Source organism: Catenulispora sp. EB89, assembly GCF_041261445.1.
Taxonomy (GTDB): Bacteria; Actinomycetota; Actinomycetes; order Streptomycetales; family Catenulisporaceae; genus Catenulispora.
The window spans coordinates 223556-242113 of sequence record NZ_JBGCCU010000013.1; the positions used below are offsets into that span (position 1 = coordinate 223556).

The window sequence follows — 18558 nt, forward strand, 5'->3', positions numbered from 1 at the left end:
AGCTTCGATGGGTGCCCAATCCAGAACTGGAAGAGCAGGCGGCATCGGAGCGCTCTGAGATCCCGGCGACCGAGCCGGAGTCCGAGCGGTCCGAGGCGGCGGCGCCAGCGGTGGAGTCGGCGCCGGGATCCGAGGCTGCGCCTGGCCGATTAGAGAAGCCGCCCGCGCAGCGCGCTGCGGAAGCCACAGAGAAGCCCGCAGAGAAGCCCGCCGAGAAGTCAGCCGACGAACCGCCACCGCCACCGTCCGCCGAGAAGCCCCGGCCCCGGCGGCGTCTGCGCACCGCCGCCATCGCCGCCGGCACCGTGCTGGCGCTCGGCGGCGGCACGATCGCGGCCGTCTACGCCACCCGTGGCAACTCGCCTCCGCAACCCGACCTCAAGATCGTCGCCCCGGCCTACCGCACCCTGGCCATCTCCCTGCCGTGGCCGCAGGACGGCGAGACCGCGCTGTGGGCGCAGGGCATCGGGGACCTCGGCACCTGCGGGGACCAGACCCCCGTGCCGATCGCGAGCGTGGCCAAGGTGATGACCGCCTACGTCATCCTCAAGGACCATCCGCTGGCCGACGGCCAGAACGGGCCGGACATCACCGTCGACCAGCAGGCGGAGACGGAGTCCTACTCGCGTGACGAGAGCTCGGCGCCGGTGCGCGCCGGCCAGCGGCTCAGCGAGCGGTCCCTGCTGGAGCTGATGCTCGTCCCGTCGGCGAACAACGTCGCCCGGCTGCTGGCCCGCTGGGACGCCGGCGACCAGACGGCCTTCGTGGACCGGATGAACAACGCGGCGGCCGAGCTGGGCATGAGGAACACCACGTACACCGACCCCAGCGGCCTGGACGCCACCACCCGCAGCACCGCCGCCGACCAGCTGCTGCTCGCCGAGAGCGCGCTGACCGACCCCACCCTGGTCACCCTGACCGGCGAGCCCTCGACCCAGGTCCCGGACGACCCGACGGTCCTGCCCAACACCGACTCGCTGCTCGGCTCCGACGGCGTGGTCGGCGGCAAGACCGGCTCCAGCACCCCGGCCGGCGGCGCCCTGATGTGGGCCGCGCACCGCACCATCGACGGCGAGGACCACCTCGTCCTGGGCGTCGTCCTGCACCAGGCCTCCGGCACCTCACCGGAACAGGGGCTCTACCAAGCGCTGATCGTCAGCCGCCGCCTGATCGAGGCGATGGTCTGACCGTCCGCGTACCGCCGAGGTCGAACCGACGCCGGTGGGGGAAACCGGCGCCGGTTCGCGAAAAAGGCCGCGTGGTAGGACGTCAGCCTGCTCCGACGGTAGATCGGGGCGGTTGCGCCGGGATTGCGTGCGCCTTGCGGGGCCGATCACCGGCTACTCCGTGAAGATCCGCTTCAGGAACGCGCGCAGATTGTCGTCGGCGCGGGCGATCCGGCTGTCCACGTCCACCGTCTCGTCCAGGTCGTGGCCGTTCGCGGAGCCCTTGATCCCGCGTACGAACAACGAACACTGCAGATCAGAGCACAGATACTGGCCGACCGAGTTCCCGTTGCGGCCGGACTCGCCGATCCGCCGCGCGGTCATCAGCACCACGCCGCCGCCGGTGCGGGTGGTCAGGCAGATCGAGCACATGCTGCGGGCGCTGAAGCCGCGGGCCGAGCCGCCGGAGGCGCGCAGCGAGATGCCGACCGTGCGGCCCTCGTGCTGGACCACCAGGTAGGCGCGCTCGGGGGCGCCGGGATCGCGCCAGCCCAGGAAGTCCAGGTCGGCCCACGGCTTGTCGGCGAAGTCGGCGGGCAGCCCGAGCCGCTGGGCCTCGCCCTTGGAGCAGTTGACGAAGCTGGTGCGGATCTCGCGCTCGGTGATCGGTTCCATGTCCGGTACGGTAAGCTTGCCTAAGTGGGTTAGGCAAATCGTTAATTAACCAAGGAGATAGATGGCGCGCGCCGGACTGTCCCCCGACGTCCTCGTGACCGCGGCCGCCGAGCTGGCCGACGAGATCGGCTTCGAGAACGTCACCATCGGGGTGGTGGCGCGCCGGTTCGGGGTGCGCGAACCGAGCCTGTACTCGCACATCCGCAACGCCAACGACCTGCGGGTCCGGGTCGCGGGCCGGGCGCTGACCGAGCTCGCCGACCGGCTCTCCGAGGCGCTGGCGGGCCGTTCGGGCCGGGAGGCGCTGATGGCCTTCGCCGCCGCCTACCGCGACTACGCCAAGGAGTGCCCCGGCCGGTTCGCCGCCGCGCGGATGCCCCTGCCCGTCGACTCCCCCGCCGCCGACGCCGCGCGCCGGCACTCCGACCTGACCCGCGCGCTGCTCCGCGGCTACGCCCTGGGCGAACCGGCGGAGACCGACGCGGTCCGGCTGCTCGGCGCCACGATCCTGGGGTTCGTCACGCTGGAGGCGGCCGGCTCCTACCTCCACAACCCGCGCACCGCCGACGCCTCCTGGAACGCCGCGTTCGAGGCGTTGGACATGGCTCTGCGGAACTGGCCGGAAACCGCGTAAGGCACCGGGAAACGGCGCGAGACAGCGGGAAACGGCGTGCGACAGCGCGAAACCGTGTGCAGCAAAGCGAAGCGGCGTGCGGCAAGCCGGAGCTCACCGCACGCCGCGATGCGAACGAATCAGGCCTCGACCTCAGGCCGCCCCGGCTCCGCCCACAGCGTGTGGAACGCGCCGTCGCGATCGGTCCGGTGGTACGTGTGCGCCCCGAAGAAGTCCCGCTGCCCCTGGATCAAAGCCGCCGGCAGCCGCTCGGCGCGCAGCGTGTCGTAGTACGCCAGCGCCGCCGAGAACGCCGGGACCGGGATCCCGCGGCGCGTCGCCGCGGCGATGACCTCCCGCCACGGCACCTGGGCCTTGGAGATCTCGTCGGCGAACTCCGGCTCGGACAGCAGGCTCGGCAGCGACGCGTCGGTGGTGTACGCGGCCCGGATCCGGTCCAGGAACGCCGCGCGGATGATGCAGCCGCCGCGCCAGATCGCCGCGACGCTCCCCAGGTCGATGTCCCAGCCGAACTCCTCGGCGGCGTCCTTGATCATCGTCCAGCCCTGGTCGTAGGCGATGACCTTGGACGCGTAGAGCGCGTGCTCGACGGTGGCGACGTAGCGCTCGGCCTCGTGCGGCCGCAGCGGGTGCTCGGTGCCGCCGGGCAGCTGCCGGTACGCCTCGCGCAGCGCGGTCCGGCTGGAGGCCACGCGGGCGAACGTGGCCTGCGCGATCGCGGTCACCGGCGAGCCGAGGTCCAGCGCGGTCTGCACGGTCCAGCGGCCGGTGCCCTTCTGCTCGGCGGCGTCGCGCACGATGTCCACGAACGGCTTGTCGGTCCCGGCGTCGGTGTGCGCCAGGATCTCGGCCGTGATCTCGATCAGGTAGGAGTTCAGCCGGCCCTTGTTCCAGACCCGGAAGACGTCCGCGATCTGCGCCGGGGTGTAGTCCGCGACGTGCCGCAGCAGGTCGTAGGCCTCGGCGATGAGCTGCATGTCGGCGTACTCGATGCCGTTGTGCACCATCTTCACGAAGTGCCCGGCGCCGTCGGTGCCGATGTGCGTGCAGCACGGCTCGCCGTCCACCTTGGCGCTGATCGCCTCCAGCATCGGCCCGAGCACGGCGTAGGACTCCGCGGAGCCGCCGGGCATGACCGAGGGGCCGTGCAGCGCACCCTCCTCGCCGCCGGAGACGCCGGAGCCGACGAAGTGGATGCCCTGCTCGCGCAGCGCCTTCTCGCGGCGCCGGGTGTCCAGGAAGTGCGCGTTGCCGCCGTCGATGATCATGTCGCCGGGCTCCAGCAGCGGGGCGAACTCGTCGATCACGGCGTCGGTGGCCTCCCCGGCCTTCACCATGATCATCAGGCGCCGGGGTTTCTCGAGCGCCGCGACGAACTCCTCGGGGTCTGAAGTCGGGACGAACGTCCCCTCGCTCCCGAACTCCTCGACGAGAGCGTGGGTACGAGTGGCCGTACGGTTGTGAAGGGCGACGGTGTAGCCGTGCCGGGCGAAGTTCCGCGCCAGGTTGCGGCCCATGACGGCGAGTCCGGTGACGCCGATTTGCGCTGATGCCTGCATGAGGGGAAACCTAACACCTCAGGCCTTTGACGGCATTTCCATCAACCCCAGCTTTACCCCTGTATTCAGGGGTCGGCGGTGCTCAGCCCCAGCGCCGGGCGTCCTCCGCCAGCCGCGCCATCTCCTCCTCCAGCCGGTCCGCCGCCGAGGCCGAGGCCCCGGCGGACTGCGAAGCCTTCAGCCGCGCGATGATGCCCTGGAACTCCGAGATCCGCCCCTCCAGATCGGACTTGGCCTTGAGCAAGTTCGTCTCCTCCAGGGAGCCGGGCTGCACCAGCAGAAGCCGGTGCTCCAGGTCGCCCAGCAGATCCAGCTGCCGCCGCCGGGCCAGTTCGAACTGCTCCAGCGGATCCTCGAACCGGCTCAGGAACCGGTCCGTACTCTTGCGCAGCCATCCACCGACACCCATGCAGCGCTCCCTTTCAGAAGGCCCAGTTCCACTGGCCTAACAGGCCTAACGCCTATTCTGCCGCCGGCGTGCCCGCCAGCCACGCGCTCGCGGCGGCCACCATCAGCCGCACCCCGACCTCCAGCGTCGGGTCGATCGCCGGGGCGAACTTCGGGGAGTGGTTGCTGGGCAGCGTGGCCGGCACCCCGTCCTCCAACAGGGACAGGATGTCCTGCTCGGTGAAGTCGGCGAGGTCCAGGCCGCCGAAGTGCCAGAACACGGACGGGACGCCGAGCGTGGCGCCGAAGTGCCCGAAGTCCTCGCTGCCGGTCAGCGTGCTCGGCAGCACGAACACCCGGTCCGGGCCGAGCAGCGTGCGGAACGCGTCGAGCACCACGTCGGTCGCCGCCTGGTCGTTCACCAGCAGCGGCAGCTCGTCCAGCGGCGTGATCTCCGGCATCCGCTCCGCCCCGGAGGCGGCGGCCTCGGCGTTCACCACGCGCGTGATCGCGGCCAGCACCTTCTCCCGCACCGCCGGCGTGGTGGTGCGGACGGTGACGGCGAGCTCGGCGTCGTCCGGGATGACGTTGCCGCGGGTGCCGGCGTGGATGGAGCCGACGGTGACCACGGCCGACCGGCTCGCCGCGATCTCGCGGGACACGATCGTCTGCAACCGCATGACGATCGCGGCGGCGATGACCACCGGGTCGATGGTCGCCTCGGGCATCGACCCGTGCCCGCCACGCCCGAAGATCTTGACGCGCAGCGTGTCGCAGGAGCTCATCACCGGGCCGGGGCGAGTGCCGACCAGCCCGGCCGGCGCCGGGCCGACGTGCTGCCCGAGGCAGATCTCGGGGCGGGGGAAGCGGTCGGGGAAGCCGTCCTCGATCATCTTCGGCGCGCCGCCGACCTCCTCGGCCGGCTGGAAGACGGCCACCACCGTGCCGCCCCAGGACGCGCGGTTGGCGGCCAGCAGGTCGGTGACGCCGAGCAGGCAGGTGACGTGGACGTCGTGGCCGCAGGCGTGCATCACCGGGACCTCGGTGCCGTCGAGATCGGTGGCGGTGACGGTGGAGGCGTAGGGGAGGCCGGTCTCCTCGCGGACCGGGAGGGCGTCCATGTCGGCGCGGAGCAGGATCACCGGGGCTTCGGCTGAGCCGTTCAGGCCATCGCTCAGGCCACCGTGGAGCACGCCCACGACGCCGGTACCGGCGATCTTCTCCGTGCCGCCGAGCCCTTCGGTGACGTCCCACCCCGCCGCGCGCAGCCGCTCCACGACGATGCCCGCTGTCCGGACCTCCTGAAAGGAGAGCTCGGGATGCTCATGGAGATCCTTGTAGAGGTCGCGCAGTCCTGGGAGGACATCCTCCAGCCCACGCAAAAGGTCGGCAGCGGCTGCTCTGGCGGGCTCGGTCATGCTGGCTCCGTTCCGGGAAAGATGCCTCCACCTTGGTCAACGCGGGGCTCTCAAGCAACCGGCGGGTAACCTCGGCTCTACTTCTTGCGCCCGAGTGCCCCGTACATCCAGATGTCGTCGGCGTCCCTCGGCACCGGACCGTCCGGGCGCCACCGGGGCAGCAGCACGACGCCGGGGTCGAGCAGGTCCAGGCCGTCGAAGAACGCGGCGGTCTCCTTGGCGCTGCGGACGGTCAGCTTCGCCGTCGACTTCTCGTACGCCTGCGCCGACACCGCCAGGCGCTCCTGGTCGAAGTCGCCGGTCACGTGCGTCAGGGCCAGGAAGCTGCCGGCCGGGACCGCGTCCATCAGGGTGCTGACGATGCCGTACGGGTCCTCGTCGTCGCTCACGAAGTGCAGCACCGCGATCAGCAGCACGCCGATCGGCTGCTCGAAGTCGAGCACCCCGCGCACCTGCGGGTCGGCCAGTATCGCGGCCGGATCGCGCAGATCGCCCTTGACGATCGTCGCGGCCCCGATCCCGGCGTCCACCGGCCTGGCACGCGCGTGGGCCAGGACGATCGGGTCGTTGTCGACGCCGACGATGCGGGCGTCCGGCCGGGCCGCCAGCGCGGACGCGACCGTCCCACCGGGCCCCGGCAACCCGATGCCGACGTCCAGGAACTGCGAAACCCCCTCGGCCGCGATCCCCCGCACCGCACGCCCGAGGAAGGCCCGGTTGGCGCGCGCGAAGGCCCGCACCTTCGGCATGTTCTTCAGGACCTTCTCGGCGGCCTCGCGGTCGGCGGCGAAGTTGTCCTTGCCACCCAAGTAGTAGTCGTACATGCGCGCCGGCGTGGCGACTTCGGTGTCCACTTCCGGCGTCGTCCACTTCGCCTCGTCGGACATGTCGCCTCCCCATCCCGGCCGGACCCGGCCATCGGCGGTGTTGATCGCTTGGCGCGGATCATACCCATCGTCTCTGCTTCCTGATAACAGAGATCGATAATCACGCTCAGGCGTCAGGCGATACCCGGCAGACCAGTTCGCCATGCGTCGCCAGGCCCGGCGTTCCCGCCGACCGCCGACCGCCGACCGCCGACCGCCTACCGCCTACCGCCCGCCCTCATCCCCCACCCCGGCACTGTCCAGCAGCCCGTCCAGCACCCGGCGGCGCTCGTCGACGAGCGCCTTCAGCTTGTCCGCCATCGAGTCCAGCCGCCGCATCGCGGCCGGCATGCCGGCGTCCTGCCCCGGCGCGAACACGATGCGGCCCAGCTCCGACTCGCGCGCGGACGTCAGCTCGTCGCGGATGCGGTCCAGCCGGTTGTGCACCGACGACAGCGCCTGCAGCAGGTGGTCCTTCAGCTTCCGGCGCTCGCCCGGGTCCTTCGGCGGCGCGGTGGTGCCGTCCGGCCCCTCCGCGTCCCACTCGCGCGACAGCTGCGCCAGCAGGCCGATGTCGCCGCGGGTGTAGGCGTCGTTCACGCGCGCCATGAAGACCTCGCGGCGCTGGCGGTCGGCCTCGTCGTCGGACAGGTCGGGGTGGCAGCGGCGGGCGAGTTTGCGGTACATGCGCTTGGCTTCGCCGGTCGGGGCCGGGCGCGGGGGGTCGGCGCGGGTGGCGCGGACCTTCTCCTCGTCGGCCTGGCGGGCCGACTGCTGCGCGCGCTCGCGCGCCGTCTCGGCGTCGCGCTGGTCGTCCGCGCGGCCGCTGCGCGCCGCGTGCACCTCGGCGATGCGGGCCTCGATCTCGTCGAGTTCGGCCAGCAGCGGCGCGAACATGCGCGCGTGCGCACGGCCGAACACCGCGAGCAGGTTGCGGACCTCCGCGAGTTCGGCCTCGGCCTGCGACAGCTCGTCGGCCAGACCCGCCAGTTCGCGCTCCAGGTCCCCGATCTCCGGGTCCACCCACAGATCGGCCTCGGCCTGCTGCCCGGACTGGCCCGGCTGCCCGCTGTAGGGGCCGACCTTCGACACGACGCGCATCACCAGCGTCTCGTCGTCGACCCACACCGCGCGGATCTTGCCCTCGCCGAGCACCTCCACGGCCTCCGGCCCGCGCGCCGTGAGCTGCACGCGCGCGGCCAGCTTCTCCTGCCCGAGCTCGCCGGGCGCGACCTCGACGCAGATGTGGAACTCCCGCGTCTCCTCGCCCCACGCCCCGGTCGGGAAGCCGACCGTGCGGACCGCGTCGCCGGGGATCCGGTTGTCCGTCAGGTCGCGCAGCACCGGATCGACCTGCTTCACGTAGCGGATCACGGCTCCGCTCGGCGTCCAGAGGCTGAGTTCGACGTCTGCGACCCGCTTCGCCGCGGCCCCGACCGTCGCGTCGCGCACCGCCGACGGCAGCGCCTCGGGCTCGGCCACCAACGCCATCGTGCCGGACAGCTGCTCGGAGACCAGGCGCATCTCGTGGACGTCCCAGTCGTCGCCCAGACCCAGGCAGTCGGCCGTGAACAGCCCGGTGCAGGCGCGCGCGGTCATCGCCAACCGCGACGGATGCAACCCTTCGTCCCGGCCGTTCACGATGAGGATCGCGTGCCGCACCGGCCCGGACCCGAGCGCGAACATGCGGGCCGCGCGGCTGAGCCAGAGCCCGATCTCGCGGCCCCCGTACGCCGTGAGCCGGTCCACCGCCGCCTTCGCCGCCGCGCGCGAGGCCGCGGTCACCGCCTCGGTGCCGCCGTCCTCGGGGTACACGGCCTGGCTGTCGGCGCGCCCGGCGATCACCGCGAACCGCGCGCCGTCGGGCAGCTCGTCGATCCCGGCGCGCAGCGCGGCCTTGACGCCCGCCAACCGCCCCGGCTCGGCCAGCGAGCGCGAGCAGTCGGCGATGAAGACCACCGACGGCGGCCCGTCGGCGCTGGCCACCGCCGCCGGCTTCGAGGAGTAGCTGCGGTCGGCACGCCGTGCCGCGGCCGCGGCGTGGGCGCGCGTCGGAGCCCCGGCCCCGGAGTCCGCGGTGCTGACCCGGACCACGGCGTGCACCTCGCGCCGGCCGGCCGCCAGGAACTCGTTCTGGTTGACCCCGATCTCGGTCCGGATGCCGCGGATCGCCTCCGAGGCGTTGGCCGTGCGCGCGCCGCGGCTGGCCGCGACGTCGTCGTTGCGCAGGCGCTCGTTGACGAACGCGAAGTGCTCGACCCACTCCACGCCGAGCTGCACGTCCTGCGCCAGCGAGGACACCAGCGAGCCGGACGCCTCGACGGTCGGCGGCGGCGTCCAGTCGCCGACCAGCGCGAGCGCCGCGGCGACGTCCGGCCGGGTCGAGGGGTCCTTGTCCAGCAGCCGGGTGATCAGCGGGGTCAGCCGGCCGCCCCGGCGCAGCGGCGCCGGCTGCCCGGCCACCACGGAGCCGATGATGTCGGCCCGGAACGCCGGAACGCCTTCCACCGCCTCGTAAAGCGTGGCCCCGAGGGAGAACAGGTCGCCGATCGCGCCGGCGTCCTGGGAGATCACGCGCTCGGGCGCGACGTAGCCGGGCGAGCCGATGAAGGTGCCGGTCCGGGTTACACGCTGGTCGTCGAAGCGGACGGCGATGCCGAAGTCCGCGAGCAGCGCGGTGCCGTCGGAGGCCAGCAGGACGTTGCCGGGCTTCACGTCCCGGTGCACGATCCCGGCGGCGTGCGCGGCGGCCAGTGCGCGCAGCAGGTCCCGGGCCAGGGCCACGGCGTCGTTCTCGGTGAGCGGGCCGTGCCGCACCAGGCGCTCGGCCAGGCTCTCGCCCTTCACCAGCTGCATGACGATCCACGGCGCGCCGTTCTCGATGTGGACGTCGTGCACGGTCACGATGTTGGGGCAGTCGCGCAACCGCGCGGTGTTGCGGGCCTCGCGGGCGGCGCGCGCGACGCGTTCGGCGGCCTGCGGGCCCTTGCCCTCCATCGGGAGCAGGACCTGCTTCACCGCGACGTCCACCCCGAGGTGCATGTCGTAGGCGCGCCACACTTGTCCGAACGCTCCGGAACCCAACCGATCCACCAGTCGGTAGCGTCCCCCGATCACCCGTCCTGGCTCGGTCACGCACTGAGCCTACGGGGATCGGCGGCTCGGCGCGATGGTCGTTTGCTAAGCCAGCGACAGGAACAGCTTCTCCATCTGCGCCACGTTGGCCGCGCGCTCCTCGCCGTCGGCGGTCTCCAGGCACTGCTGCAATCCGCCGGCGATCACCTTGAAGCCGGCCCGGTCCAGCGCCCGGGACACGGCGGCGAGCTGGGTCACGATCTCCGAGCAGTCCCGGCCGGACTCCAGCATCGCGATGACGCCGCGGATCTGGCCCTCGGCGCGGCGCAGCCGCTTGGTCACGTCGGAAACGGTCTCAGGCTCGACCTGCACCTCGGCGCTCCTTCCCGGCGCGAGGCGCCGGATCGGGGATCATCGCCGCGGAGCATACCCCCAGGGGTACAGATCGGCACCCCCTCCCGGCGCATAATAAGCAACGCTAAGTATCGTATTTTCCGGGGAACATTTCCCCGGAAGATGCGTTACCCTGCACAGGGGACCTGGTCCCCAACGAGGATCCCTCCGCAGGTAGATCCTTGGAAAACGGCCGCCGCGCCCGGGTACGCACCCCCTCCGTGTCCCGTGCGCGGCGGCTCCAATCTCCCACCAGGATCCGACCACTCACGTCGACCACTCAGCCCAGCCACTCAGCCCGACCGCCCAGGAGGAACCCGTGGACGTCGTGGCCGCCACCCCACGCCGCGCACCGCGCGCCCGAGCACCCCGCGTCGACGCCCTGCGCAACCGCGAACGCATCGTCGCCGCCGCCCGCGACCTGTTCACCGAGGTCGGCTGGCAGGTCCCGATCGACGAGGTGGCGCGCCGCGCCGGCATCGGCAACGCGACCGTCTACCGCCACTTCCCGGACCGCGACGCCCTGGTGCTCGCGGTGGTCCGCAGCGTTCTGAAGCGCACCGCCGACCGCGCCGAGTCCGCGCTGGCCCTGGGCGACGACCCCTTCGACGCGCTGAGCCGCTTCGTCCTCGCCGCCGCCGACGAACGCATCGGGGCGATGTGCATGATGCTCGACGGGGCCTACGACCCGGGCGACCCGGACGTCAAGGCACTGGAAGCCCGGCTGAACGAACTGGTCGAGACGATGCTCGCGCGAGCGCGGCGGGCGGGGATGCTGCGGCCGGACGTCGATCTGGCCGACATCATCGTGGCCGTCGCGCAGCTGACGCGGCCGCTGCCGGGGTATGTCACGGTGCGGCGGAGTTCGCGGCGGTATTTGCAGCTCTTCTTGGATGGGCTGCGGGCTCCGGGCTACTCGGCGCTGACCGCGGAGGAGTAGACCTCAAACCCTCAAGGCCGGTGCACCAACAACATCGCCAGATCCCGAGCCCGTGCCCCGCGAGCCCGCACCGTCACCTCGGCCTCGATCGCCGACAACACGTACTCCGGCCCGGCGTCCGCCAAATCCTCGAGGATCTGCGTCAGCGGCAGCGGTTCCACATCCGGCCCGCCGGAATCCGTGACGCCGTCGGTGTAGAGCAACAACGAATCGCCGCTGTCGAACGGCGTCACCACCAAGCGCGCCCGGCCGTCCGCACCCGGTGCCAGGGTGCTGAGTCCCAGCGGCAGCCCCACCGACTGGCCCTGCACCGTGGACACCGCCCCGCAGCGCACCATCAGCGGCGGGGCGTGGCCGCAGCTCACGTGCTCCAGCCGGCCGTCGGGGCGGATCGAGACCACCGCGACGCTGGCGAACTCCTCGCGCACGTCCACCACCGTGCGGGGCGGCGCGACCGCGAGCGAGTTCGAGGTCTCCCACAGCCGGGCGCCGTCGGCGAGCGGGACGTGCGCCGCGGCGGCGTCCGCGTCGCCGAGGAAGCGCCGCAGGCTCACCTCTAATCGGCGCACCAGATCGCGCAGGTCCGGTTCGTCGTACGCGGCCTCGCGGAACGAGCCCAGCAGCACCGCCGCCACCTCGACCGCGCCGAGGCCGCTGCCCCGGACGTCCCCGATGATCGCGCGCACGCCGTACGGGGTGTCGACGATGTCGTAGAAGTCCCCGCCGACCGAGGCGCCGGCCGAGGCCGAGGCGCTGCGCGCGGCCACCAGCACGTCGCCGACCGCCGGTCGCGGCGGCCGCAGCAGCACCCGCTGCGCCACCTCGGCGACCGCCCGCACCTGGTTCAGTTCGCCTATCATCCGCTGCCGCCGCACCGAGATCACGTAGCTGACGGCCACGACGGTCAGGATCGCCGCGAACGTGCCGATCCGTTGCGCCTCGCCGCCGGAGCCGTTGCCCGGGGTCACCGGCAGCAGAGCCACGAACGCGCACAGGCCCGCCAGCCAGACGCACTGCCGGCGGCCGGTGCCGGCGCAGGCGATCGCGGGGGCGGGGGCGGCGGCCAGCAGCGGCGCGAGCTGGATCCGGGCCGGGAGCAGGACCTGCATGACCAGCACCGCCGCGACCCAGATCCCGGGCAGCACCAGCAGGAAAAGGGCGCGCCCGGTGTCGGCCGGCCGGCGCGTGCCCACGCCGCCTGCCCGGACCCATCGTGTCAAAGGACCACCCAACGCGTGCCCACGCCTCTCAGCGTCCTTAATCCGACAGGACGGAGCATAACCCGGCGCGGCCCGCAGATGTCGAGGAATCGCCCGATTCGCACGTTTGGACTACCGCCTTCACCAGGGCTCGAATACCATGCACGAGGCGATGTTCACCTTGCCGAAAACCTCAGGCCAGCTCCCTCACCGGCCCAGTCCGACTCCGGGGTGTTGGCTCCGCATGGCATCCGCGCCGATCCGGGCGCGGGACGGACGGTACCGAGGGGACCGCATGAGACTTCCCGGGCGACGCCCAAGAACGCTGCGTCACATGAGAAAACAGGTTGCCGCCGGCCTGCTGGCACTCGGCGCCACCGCCGCGATGGTGGTGACCACCAGTGGCACCGCGCAGGCCGATTCGGACCACGGCAAGACGCCGAAGATCGGCCACGTCTGGACGATCATCCTGGAGAACAAGTCCTACGAGGCCACCTTCTCCGGCCTGAACCAGAACAGCTACCTGTGGAAGACGCTGCCTTCCTACGGCGAGCTGCTGACGCAGTACTACGGCACCGGCCACTACAGCCTGGACAACTACGTCAGCCTGGTGTCCGGTCAGGCCCCGGCGCCGGACAACCAGAACGACTGCCCGACCTACAAGGACGTCTCGCCCGGCACCCGCGCGGCGGACGGCCAGGTGAACGCGACCTCCGGCTGCGTGTATCCGTCGTCGGTCAAGACGCTGTTCAACCAGCTCGACGACAAGCACGTGCCGTGGAAGGTCTACGCCCAGGACATGGGCAACACCCCGAGCCGCGAGAACGCCTACGCGTGCGGCGCCCCGGGCAGCCCGTCGGGCGCCGGCGTCCCGGACCCGGGCGGCGCGACCGCGGCCGACCAGTACGTGCCCAAGCACAACCCGGCGCCGTGGTTCCACTCGCTGACCGACAACTCCCACGACTGCAAGAACGTCGTGCCGCTGGACGGCCTGGCCGCCGCTCCCGGCCACCCGGCCGAGAACAGCCTGGCGCAGGACCTGGCGTCCATCAAGACCACCCCGGCGTTCTCCTGGATCTCCCCGGACAACTGCTCGGACGCGCACGACGCGACCTGCAAGGGCGACAACCTCTCCGGCGACCCGAACAACCACCAGGGCGGCCTGTACGCCTCGGACCTGTTCCTGGAGAAGACGATCCCCGAGATCATGGCCTCCCCGGCGTTCCAGAAGGACGGCCTGATCCAGATCGTCTTCGACGAGGCGTTCCCGCCCTACAAGATGTACGGGAACTCCATCGGCGACTACACGGGCAACCCGGCCGACTCGGGCCTGAACACCCCGACCGACACCGCGCAGTCGGTGGTCGCGTGCTGCAACGAGCTGCCCGGACCGAACACCGCGCAGCCCGGCGACCAGGCCTTCGGCCAGGACACCACGCCCGGCGGCGGCATCACCGGCGCGGTGATGATCTCCCGCTTCATCAAGCCGGGTTCGGTGAGCGCCCAGCCGTACAACCACTACAGCTGGCTGCGCAGCATGGAGGACCTGTTCGGCGTGCGGCACGGCGGCACCGACGGCAAGGGCCACCTCGGCTACGCCGCGGCCGACGGCCTGCGCCCGTTCGGCGGCGACGTCTACAACAACCCGTCCGGGCGCGCCCTGCCTCCGGCCCCGTCCGGCTCGATCACGTACCCGGCGGTGGCCGGCGTGAGCGACGTCGGCCGCCCGGAGATCCCGGCCGGCAGCGTCTACGCGCGCTGACACCCTGTTCCTCCTCCGGCGGGCTCGGCGCCCGCCGGAGGAGCCGAAGGCCTTCTCCACGAAAGGTGATCGGGTACCTCCCGTGAACACCCCGCAGACCGCGGCCCCGCGCCGGACCGGCTCCGGCCGGTCCGGCGTGCGCCGCCTCGCCATCGCGCCGGCCATCGCCCTGACCGCCGTCCTGGCCGCCGTCGCGGTCGCGCTGCTCGCCGCCGGCTGCTCCAGCGGATCGGGCTCATCGGACTCCTCGGCGCAGGACGTCGTCAACAAGCTCGGCGCGGTCCCGATCCCCAGCGCCCCGAAGACCCAGCTGACGCCGTCGGCCGACGAGTCGCACCCGCAGCTGGTCGCGGTCGGCTCCCCGGTGGCCGTCACGCTGCCCGCCGGCACCGGCGTGATCACCGCGCTCGGCCCCACCGAGGACCTGCCGACGCCGCTCCCGGCGACGATGCCCACGCAGGTCGCCGGCACCATCACGCTGCGCCTGGCGGCCAACACCGGAACGCTGAAGGCCGCCACCGCCGACCTGTCCTCGCGCGACGACCACGGCACGGACATCAAGCTGACGGCCGTCGGACCGGCTCAGGCCTCCGCGACCGCCGGCGGCACGGCGGATCTGGTCGTGCGCGGCACGTTCGCCTCCGGCGCGGCACAGATCACGCTGCGCGAGGACGGGCACGTGGTCGCGGTGTGGGACTTCACCATCGAGCTGGACTGAGCAGGTCTTTCGAAGGCCCCTGATTCCCATAACCCCAGTTCGAACCCTCAAGCGAACGACGCTGTCTGTTAAGGTGCGACCGCGCCGGGTGACAAGACAAGCGCTTGAGGGGACACGGGGATGGAGCCTCTACAGGACACTGATCCCAGACAGATCGGCCCGTACGAGATCATCGGGCTGTTGGGCGTCGGCGGAATGGGCCGCGTCTATCTGGGCATCGGCGAGGGCGGCACCAAGGCCGCGGTGAAGGTGGTCAACGCCGAACTCCTGCGCGACGAGGAATTCCGCAAACGCTTCACCCGCGAGGCCACCGCGACCGCCAAGGTCCGCGGCCGGTTCATCGCGGACATCGTCGCCGCCGAGATCGACACCCCGCACCCCTGGCTCGCGACCGAGTACATCGACGGCCCGGCGCTGAGCGACAAGGTCGCCAAGCAGGGCCCGCTCACCGCGTCCGACGCCCAGCAGACGGCCGCCGGCCTGGCCGAGGCGCTGACCACGATCCACGCGGCCGGCGTCGTGCACCGCGACGTGAAACCGGCCAACGTCCTGATCGCCGAGAGCGGCCCGCACCTCATCGACTTCGGCATCGCCCGCGACTCGGCAGCCAGCACGATCACCCGCTCCGGCATCGTGGTCGGCACTCCCCCGTACATGGCCCCGGAGCAGATCCGCGGCAAGAAGTAGGTCGGACCACCGGCGGACGTCTTCTCCCTGGGCGGCGTGCTCGCCTTCGCACTCACCGGCCGCCACCCCTTCGGCGAGGGGGACCCGACGACACTGGCGTACCGGATCGCGCACGAGGAGCCGGACCTCGACGGGGTCGCGGACGAGGTGATCAGGGCACTGATCATGACGTGCCTCGCGAAGGAGCCCGGGGATCGGCCGACGGCGGCGGAGCTGCGGGAGGAGCTGGCGGCGTTGGCGACGCGGTTCTTGCCGGCGCCGGACGAGCCCGCGGATGCTCCCGCCACAGAACCCCTGGATGCCGAGCCTTCACAGGACCCAGACATTCCGGCGGGCATCGCGGCAGCCGAAGCGGCCGAACCGCTGGGCGCCAAGCCTTCGCAGGACCAGGGGATGCCGGCGGGCATCGCGGTAGCCGAACCGGCCGAACCCCGGCCGGCCGCCTCCAGCCGTCGCCGCTACCTCCACATGGCGGCGGCGGCAGCAGCCGTTGCCCTGGTCGTCGTCCTCGCGGTCGTTCTCGGCGATCCCACGACCAAGTCCGGCGCGAATGCCTCGACCAGCGGTCGCACCGGCACATCCATGTCCTCTGATTCGCCCTACGGATCCACCGGCGCGACCACCTCCACTTCCTCCTCCAGCCACGCCGCCGCCCCCGCAGGATCGTCCAGCAGCAAGAACCCGACCCCCAGCGGCCCCGGCTCCAGCAGCCAGAACCCGCCGTCGACCACCACTGACGCATCCACCGCCCTCAGCACCACCGCGGCCACCCACAGCACCACCGCCCCACCCCCGCACACCACCTCGCAACCCGCCAAGCCGCCGACCTCGAACCCGCCCCCGCCGCCGCGCGACACCGCGCCGTCGGCCCCGACCAACGCGGCGGACTCGATCGGCTGGGCCGATTCCAGCGACAACGACTACCAAGTGACCTTCCACTGGTCCCCCGTGAGTACCGCGACCAGTTACGACGTCCACTACACCTTCATCGACAGCAACGGGCACACGAAGACCGACGAGATCGACTCGGTGACCGGGAACAGCTTCCAGGCCGTCCCCTACAGCGACCCCTCGGCGCAGGCCTGCTTCGTGGTACGTGCCGTGAACGCCTACGGAACCTCCGCCTGGGATTCCGGCTCCCCGCACTGCATCTGACCCCGAGCCGACCCCGACCCCCGGCACGACCTGTGAGCCAGGTCACACCACCACAGCGTCACACCCTGTCGACCTCCGGCGTCTCGTGTTCGACCTCAGAACGAGACACGAACACGAGCACCGCTGGAGGCGGGCATGACCACGACGCTGACCACCCTCAGCCGCGACTTCAGCGGCGACATCATCGAATCCGGACACCCCGAATACGCCGGGCGCGCCGACACCCTCCTGGCCACCCGTGCCCCGGCCGTCATCCTCCGGCCGAGCAGCGTCGGCGGCGTCCAGGCGGCCGTGAAGTACGCCGCCGCGTCCGGCCTCCCGCTGGCCGTCCGGGGCGGCGGCCACTCCTTCTCCGGCTTCGGCACCAACGACGGCGGCGTCGTGATCGACCTGGGCGCGCTGGCCGGCGTGGAGATCGTCGACGGCGGCTGGCACGTCGTCCGCATCGGCGGCGGCGCGACGTGGGGTCAGGTCGCGACGGCCCTGGCGCCGCACGGACTCGCGATTTCCTCCGGCGACACCAAGGGCGTCGGCGTCGGCGGGCTGACGCTGTCCGGGGGCATCGGCTGGAAGGTCCGCAAGTACGGCCTGGCGCTGGACAGCCTGGTGCGGGTCGAGGTGGTGACGGCCGACGGCGCGGTGGTGGCCGCCGACGAGGACGAGAACCCCGAGCTGTTCTGGGCCGTCCGGGGCGGCGGCGGGAACTTCGGGATCGTGACCGCCTTCGAGTTCGCGGCGCATCCGACCACTGACGTCTTCCACGGACGCATCACCTTCCCGGGCGCGGAGGCCGCGAAGGTGATCCCCGGCTGGGCCGAGTACATGCGCACCGCCCCCGAGGCGCTGACCGCGGTCGCCGCCTTCGCCAACCCCTTCGCCGGCGGCCCCGACGCCCCGGTGGAGATCTTCGTGGCCTACGACGGGGACTTCGAGGACGAGGCGGACGCCGCCCTCGCCCCGATCCGGGCGCTCGGCACGGTGCTCGACGACGACGTCACCCTCAAGGCGTACGCGGACACGCTTGAAGAAGGACAGGCCCCGCCGCCGGGAATCCGCTTCCACACCCGGAACGCCTTCGTCGAACGCGCCGGCGTGGACGCCGCACTGCGCATCATGACCGAGGTCGGGGCCACCGCCCGCGCGCCGTTCCTCACCATCCGCAGCGTCGGCGGCGCGTTCGCCCGGGTGCCCGAGGACGCCACCGCCTTCGCGCACCGCCGCGCGGAGCTGATGATCGGCACCGCCGCGATCGGCCCGGCCCCGGCGATCGAGGCGGCGCTGCCGGCCCTGGACGCCGTCTGGGAACGGCTGGCGCCGCACGTCAGCGGTACGTACTCGAACTTCAACACCACCGCCGCCGACTCCGACGTGAAAGCCGCCTACCCCACCGACACCCACAAGCGGCTCGCGGCGGTAAAGCGCCAGTACGATCCCGCGAACCTCTTCGCCGCGAACTACAACGTGCGGCCTCTGTAGGCTTGATCGAGGCTTGATCGACACGCGGCGGGGCGGCCCCGGCGCCTCGCACCGGGGCCACCCCGCCGCACTCAGGCACGGGAGCCAGCGCATGTACATCGAAACGGTCCGCATCCACATCCCGCCGGACGGCGCCGAGCCTTTCGAGGCCGCCTTCGCCAGCCTCACCGACCTGCTGCGCCACAACCAGCAGTGCCTCACCTACGAGCTCTCCCGCTCCATCGCCACCCCGGACACCTACGTCCTGCGCATCGAGTGGTCCCCCGACTCCGACCGGATCGGCGGCGTCCGCGACGGCGAACACCTCGCGCCGCTGCTCGCCGAGCTGATGCCGTACATCCTCGGCGTCGAGGAGACGTTCCTGACCGAGACCACGGACGTCAGCGGGGAAGGCGGCGCGCTGCTGGGGCCGGCGTGACGTGACGCCGACCCCAGTCCCGGCCCCAAC

General features: G+C 71.9%; 17 protein-coding genes. 9 read left to right on the forward strand and 8 right to left on the reverse strand.

Annotated elements, in window-relative coordinates; all coding sequences use genetic code 11:
- Window positions 1-11: 11 nt before the first annotated feature.
- Window positions 12-1187, forward strand: a complete 1176-nt coding sequence (locus ABH920_RS26890; protein WP_370351903.1) for a serine hydrolase — start codon at window positions 12-14, stop codon at window positions 1185-1187.
- Between the two features lie 153 nt (window positions 1188-1340).
- Here the strand turns inward: ABH920_RS26890 and ABH920_RS26895 are convergent, their stop codons facing one another.
- On the reverse strand, window positions 1341-1841 hold the full coding sequence (locus tag ABH920_RS26895) for an FBP domain-containing protein (protein WP_370351904.1): 501 nt from the start codon (window positions 1839-1841) through the stop codon (window positions 1341-1343).
- A gap of 61 nt (window positions 1842-1902) precedes the next feature.
- Between ABH920_RS26895 and ABH920_RS26900 the strand changes: the two genes are divergently transcribed.
- Window positions 1903-2475, forward strand: a complete 573-nt coding sequence (locus ABH920_RS26900) for a TetR/AcrR family transcriptional regulator (protein WP_370351905.1) — start codon at window positions 1903-1905, stop codon at window positions 2473-2475.
- Window positions 2476-2594: 119 nt separating this feature from the next.
- Here the strand turns inward: ABH920_RS26900 and gndA are convergent, their stop codons facing one another.
- The 6 genes from gndA to ABH920_RS26930 form a co-directional block, all read right to left on the reverse strand.
- Entirely contained in the window at window positions 2595-4034 is a 1440-nt protein-coding gene (gene gndA, locus ABH920_RS26905) for an NADP-dependent phosphogluconate dehydrogenase (protein WP_370351906.1), read from the reverse strand.
- A gap of 82 nt (window positions 4035-4116) precedes the next feature.
- Window positions 4117-4443 carry a hypothetical protein gene (locus tag ABH920_RS26910; protein ID WP_370351907.1) on the reverse strand — a complete coding sequence of 109 codons (327 nt, stop codon included), beginning with the start codon at window positions 4441-4443 and terminating at the stop codon, window positions 4117-4119.
- A gap of 52 nt (window positions 4444-4495) precedes the next feature.
- Entirely contained in the window at window positions 4496-5839 is a 1344-nt protein-coding gene (locus ABH920_RS26915) for an amidohydrolase (protein ID WP_370351908.1), read from the reverse strand.
- 77 nt (window positions 5840-5916) lie between these two features.
- Window positions 5917-6726: an SAM-dependent methyltransferase gene (locus tag ABH920_RS26920; protein ID WP_370351909.1), complete on the reverse strand. Its 810-nt coding sequence runs from the start codon at window positions 6724-6726 to the stop codon at window positions 5917-5919.
- A 204-nt stretch (window positions 6727-6930) separates the two neighbouring features.
- Window positions 6931-9840 (reverse strand): protein kinase, encoded by a 2910-nt coding sequence (locus ABH920_RS26925; protein ID WP_370351910.1) that lies wholly within the window; start codon window positions 9838-9840, stop codon window positions 6931-6933.
- Between the two features lie 45 nt (window positions 9841-9885).
- Window positions 9886-10152, reverse strand: coding sequence for a metal-sensitive transcriptional regulator (locus ABH920_RS26930; RefSeq protein WP_370351911.1), 267 nt, complete (start codon window positions 10150-10152; stop codon window positions 9886-9888).
- 340 nt (window positions 10153-10492) lie between these two features.
- Here ABH920_RS26930 and ABH920_RS26935 point away from each other — a divergent pair, with 340 nt between their 5' ends.
- Window positions 10493-11113, forward strand: a complete 621-nt coding sequence (locus ABH920_RS26935) for a TetR/AcrR family transcriptional regulator (protein WP_370351912.1) — start codon at window positions 10493-10495, stop codon at window positions 11111-11113.
- An 11-nt stretch (window positions 11114-11124) separates the two neighbouring features.
- Here ABH920_RS26935 and ABH920_RS26940 read toward each other — a convergent pair whose 3' ends face one another.
- A complete protein-coding gene (locus ABH920_RS26940; RefSeq protein ID WP_370351913.1) occupies window positions 11125-12306 on the reverse strand; it encodes a PP2C family protein-serine/threonine phosphatase in 1182 nt (393 codons plus the stop codon).
- A 340-nt stretch (window positions 12307-12646) separates the two neighbouring features.
- Here ABH920_RS26940 and ABH920_RS26945 point away from each other — a divergent pair, with 340 nt between their 5' ends.
- The 6 genes from ABH920_RS26945 (at window position 12647) to ABH920_RS26970 (ending at window position 18528) form a co-directional block, all read left to right on the forward strand.
- The gene (locus ABH920_RS26945; RefSeq protein WP_370351914.1) at window positions 12647-14074 is read left to right on the forward strand and encodes an alkaline phosphatase family protein; all 1428 of its coding nucleotides are present in this window, start codon (window positions 12647-12649) and stop codon (window positions 14072-14074) included.
- Between the two features lie 82 nt (window positions 14075-14156).
- Window positions 14157-14792, forward strand: a complete 636-nt coding sequence (locus ABH920_RS26950; RefSeq protein ID WP_370351915.1) for a hypothetical protein — start codon at window positions 14157-14159, stop codon at window positions 14790-14792.
- A 120-nt stretch (window positions 14793-14912) separates the two neighbouring features.
- Window positions 14913-15479: a serine/threonine-protein kinase gene (locus ABH920_RS26955; RefSeq protein WP_370351916.1), complete on the forward strand. Its 567-nt coding sequence runs from the start codon at window positions 14913-14915 to the stop codon at window positions 15477-15479.
- Window positions 15480-15515: 36 nt separating this feature from the next.
- The gene (locus tag ABH920_RS26960; RefSeq protein WP_370351917.1) at window positions 15516-16634 is read left to right on the forward strand and encodes a hypothetical protein; all 1119 of its coding nucleotides are present in this window, start codon (window positions 15516-15518) and stop codon (window positions 16632-16634) included.
- 135 nt (window positions 16635-16769) lie between these two features.
- Window positions 16770-18110 carry an FAD-binding oxidoreductase gene (locus ABH920_RS26965; protein WP_370351918.1) on the forward strand — a complete coding sequence of 447 codons (1341 nt, stop codon included), beginning with the start codon at window positions 16770-16772 and terminating at the stop codon, window positions 18108-18110.
- A gap of 91 nt (window positions 18111-18201) precedes the next feature.
- Window positions 18202-18528, forward strand: a complete 327-nt coding sequence (locus tag ABH920_RS26970; RefSeq protein ID WP_370351919.1) for a putative quinol monooxygenase — start codon at window positions 18202-18204, stop codon at window positions 18526-18528.
- Window positions 18529-18558: the final 30 nt, after the last annotated feature.

Coding starts and splice junctions, on each gene's coding strand:
- ABH920_RS26895 (WP_370351904.1), bottom strand. CDS start 1,841: ATGGAACCGATCACCGAGCGCGAGATCCGCACCAGCTTCGTCAACTGC.
- ABH920_RS26900 (WP_370351905.1), top strand. CDS start 1,903: ATGGCGCGCGCCGGACTGTCCCCCGACGTCCTCGTGACCGCGGCCGCC.
- gndA (WP_370351906.1), bottom strand. CDS start 4,034: ATGCAGGCATCAGCGCAAATCGGCGTCACCGGACTCGCCGTCATGGGC.
- ABH920_RS26910 (WP_370351907.1), bottom strand. CDS start 4,443: ATGGGTGTCGGTGGATGGCTGCGCAAGAGTACGGACCGGTTCCTGAGC.
- ABH920_RS26915 (WP_370351908.1), bottom strand. CDS start 5,839: ATGACCGAGCCCGCCAGAGCAGCCGCTGCCGACCTTTTGCGTGGGCTG.
- ABH920_RS26920 (WP_370351909.1), bottom strand. CDS start 6,726: ATGTCCGACGAGGCGAAGTGGACGACGCCGGAAGTGGACACCGAAGTC.
- ABH920_RS26945 (WP_370351914.1), top strand. CDS start 12,647: ATGAGAAAACAGGTTGCCGCCGGCCTGCTGGCACTCGGCGCCACCGCC.
- ABH920_RS26955 (WP_370351916.1), top strand. CDS start 14,913: ATGGAGCCTCTACAGGACACTGATCCCAGACAGATCGGCCCGTACGAG.
- ABH920_RS26965 (WP_370351918.1), top strand. CDS start 16,770: ATGACCACGACGCTGACCACCCTCAGCCGCGACTTCAGCGGCGACATC.
- ABH920_RS26970 (WP_370351919.1), top strand. CDS start 18,202: ATGTACATCGAAACGGTCCGCATCCACATCCCGCCGGACGGCGCCGAG.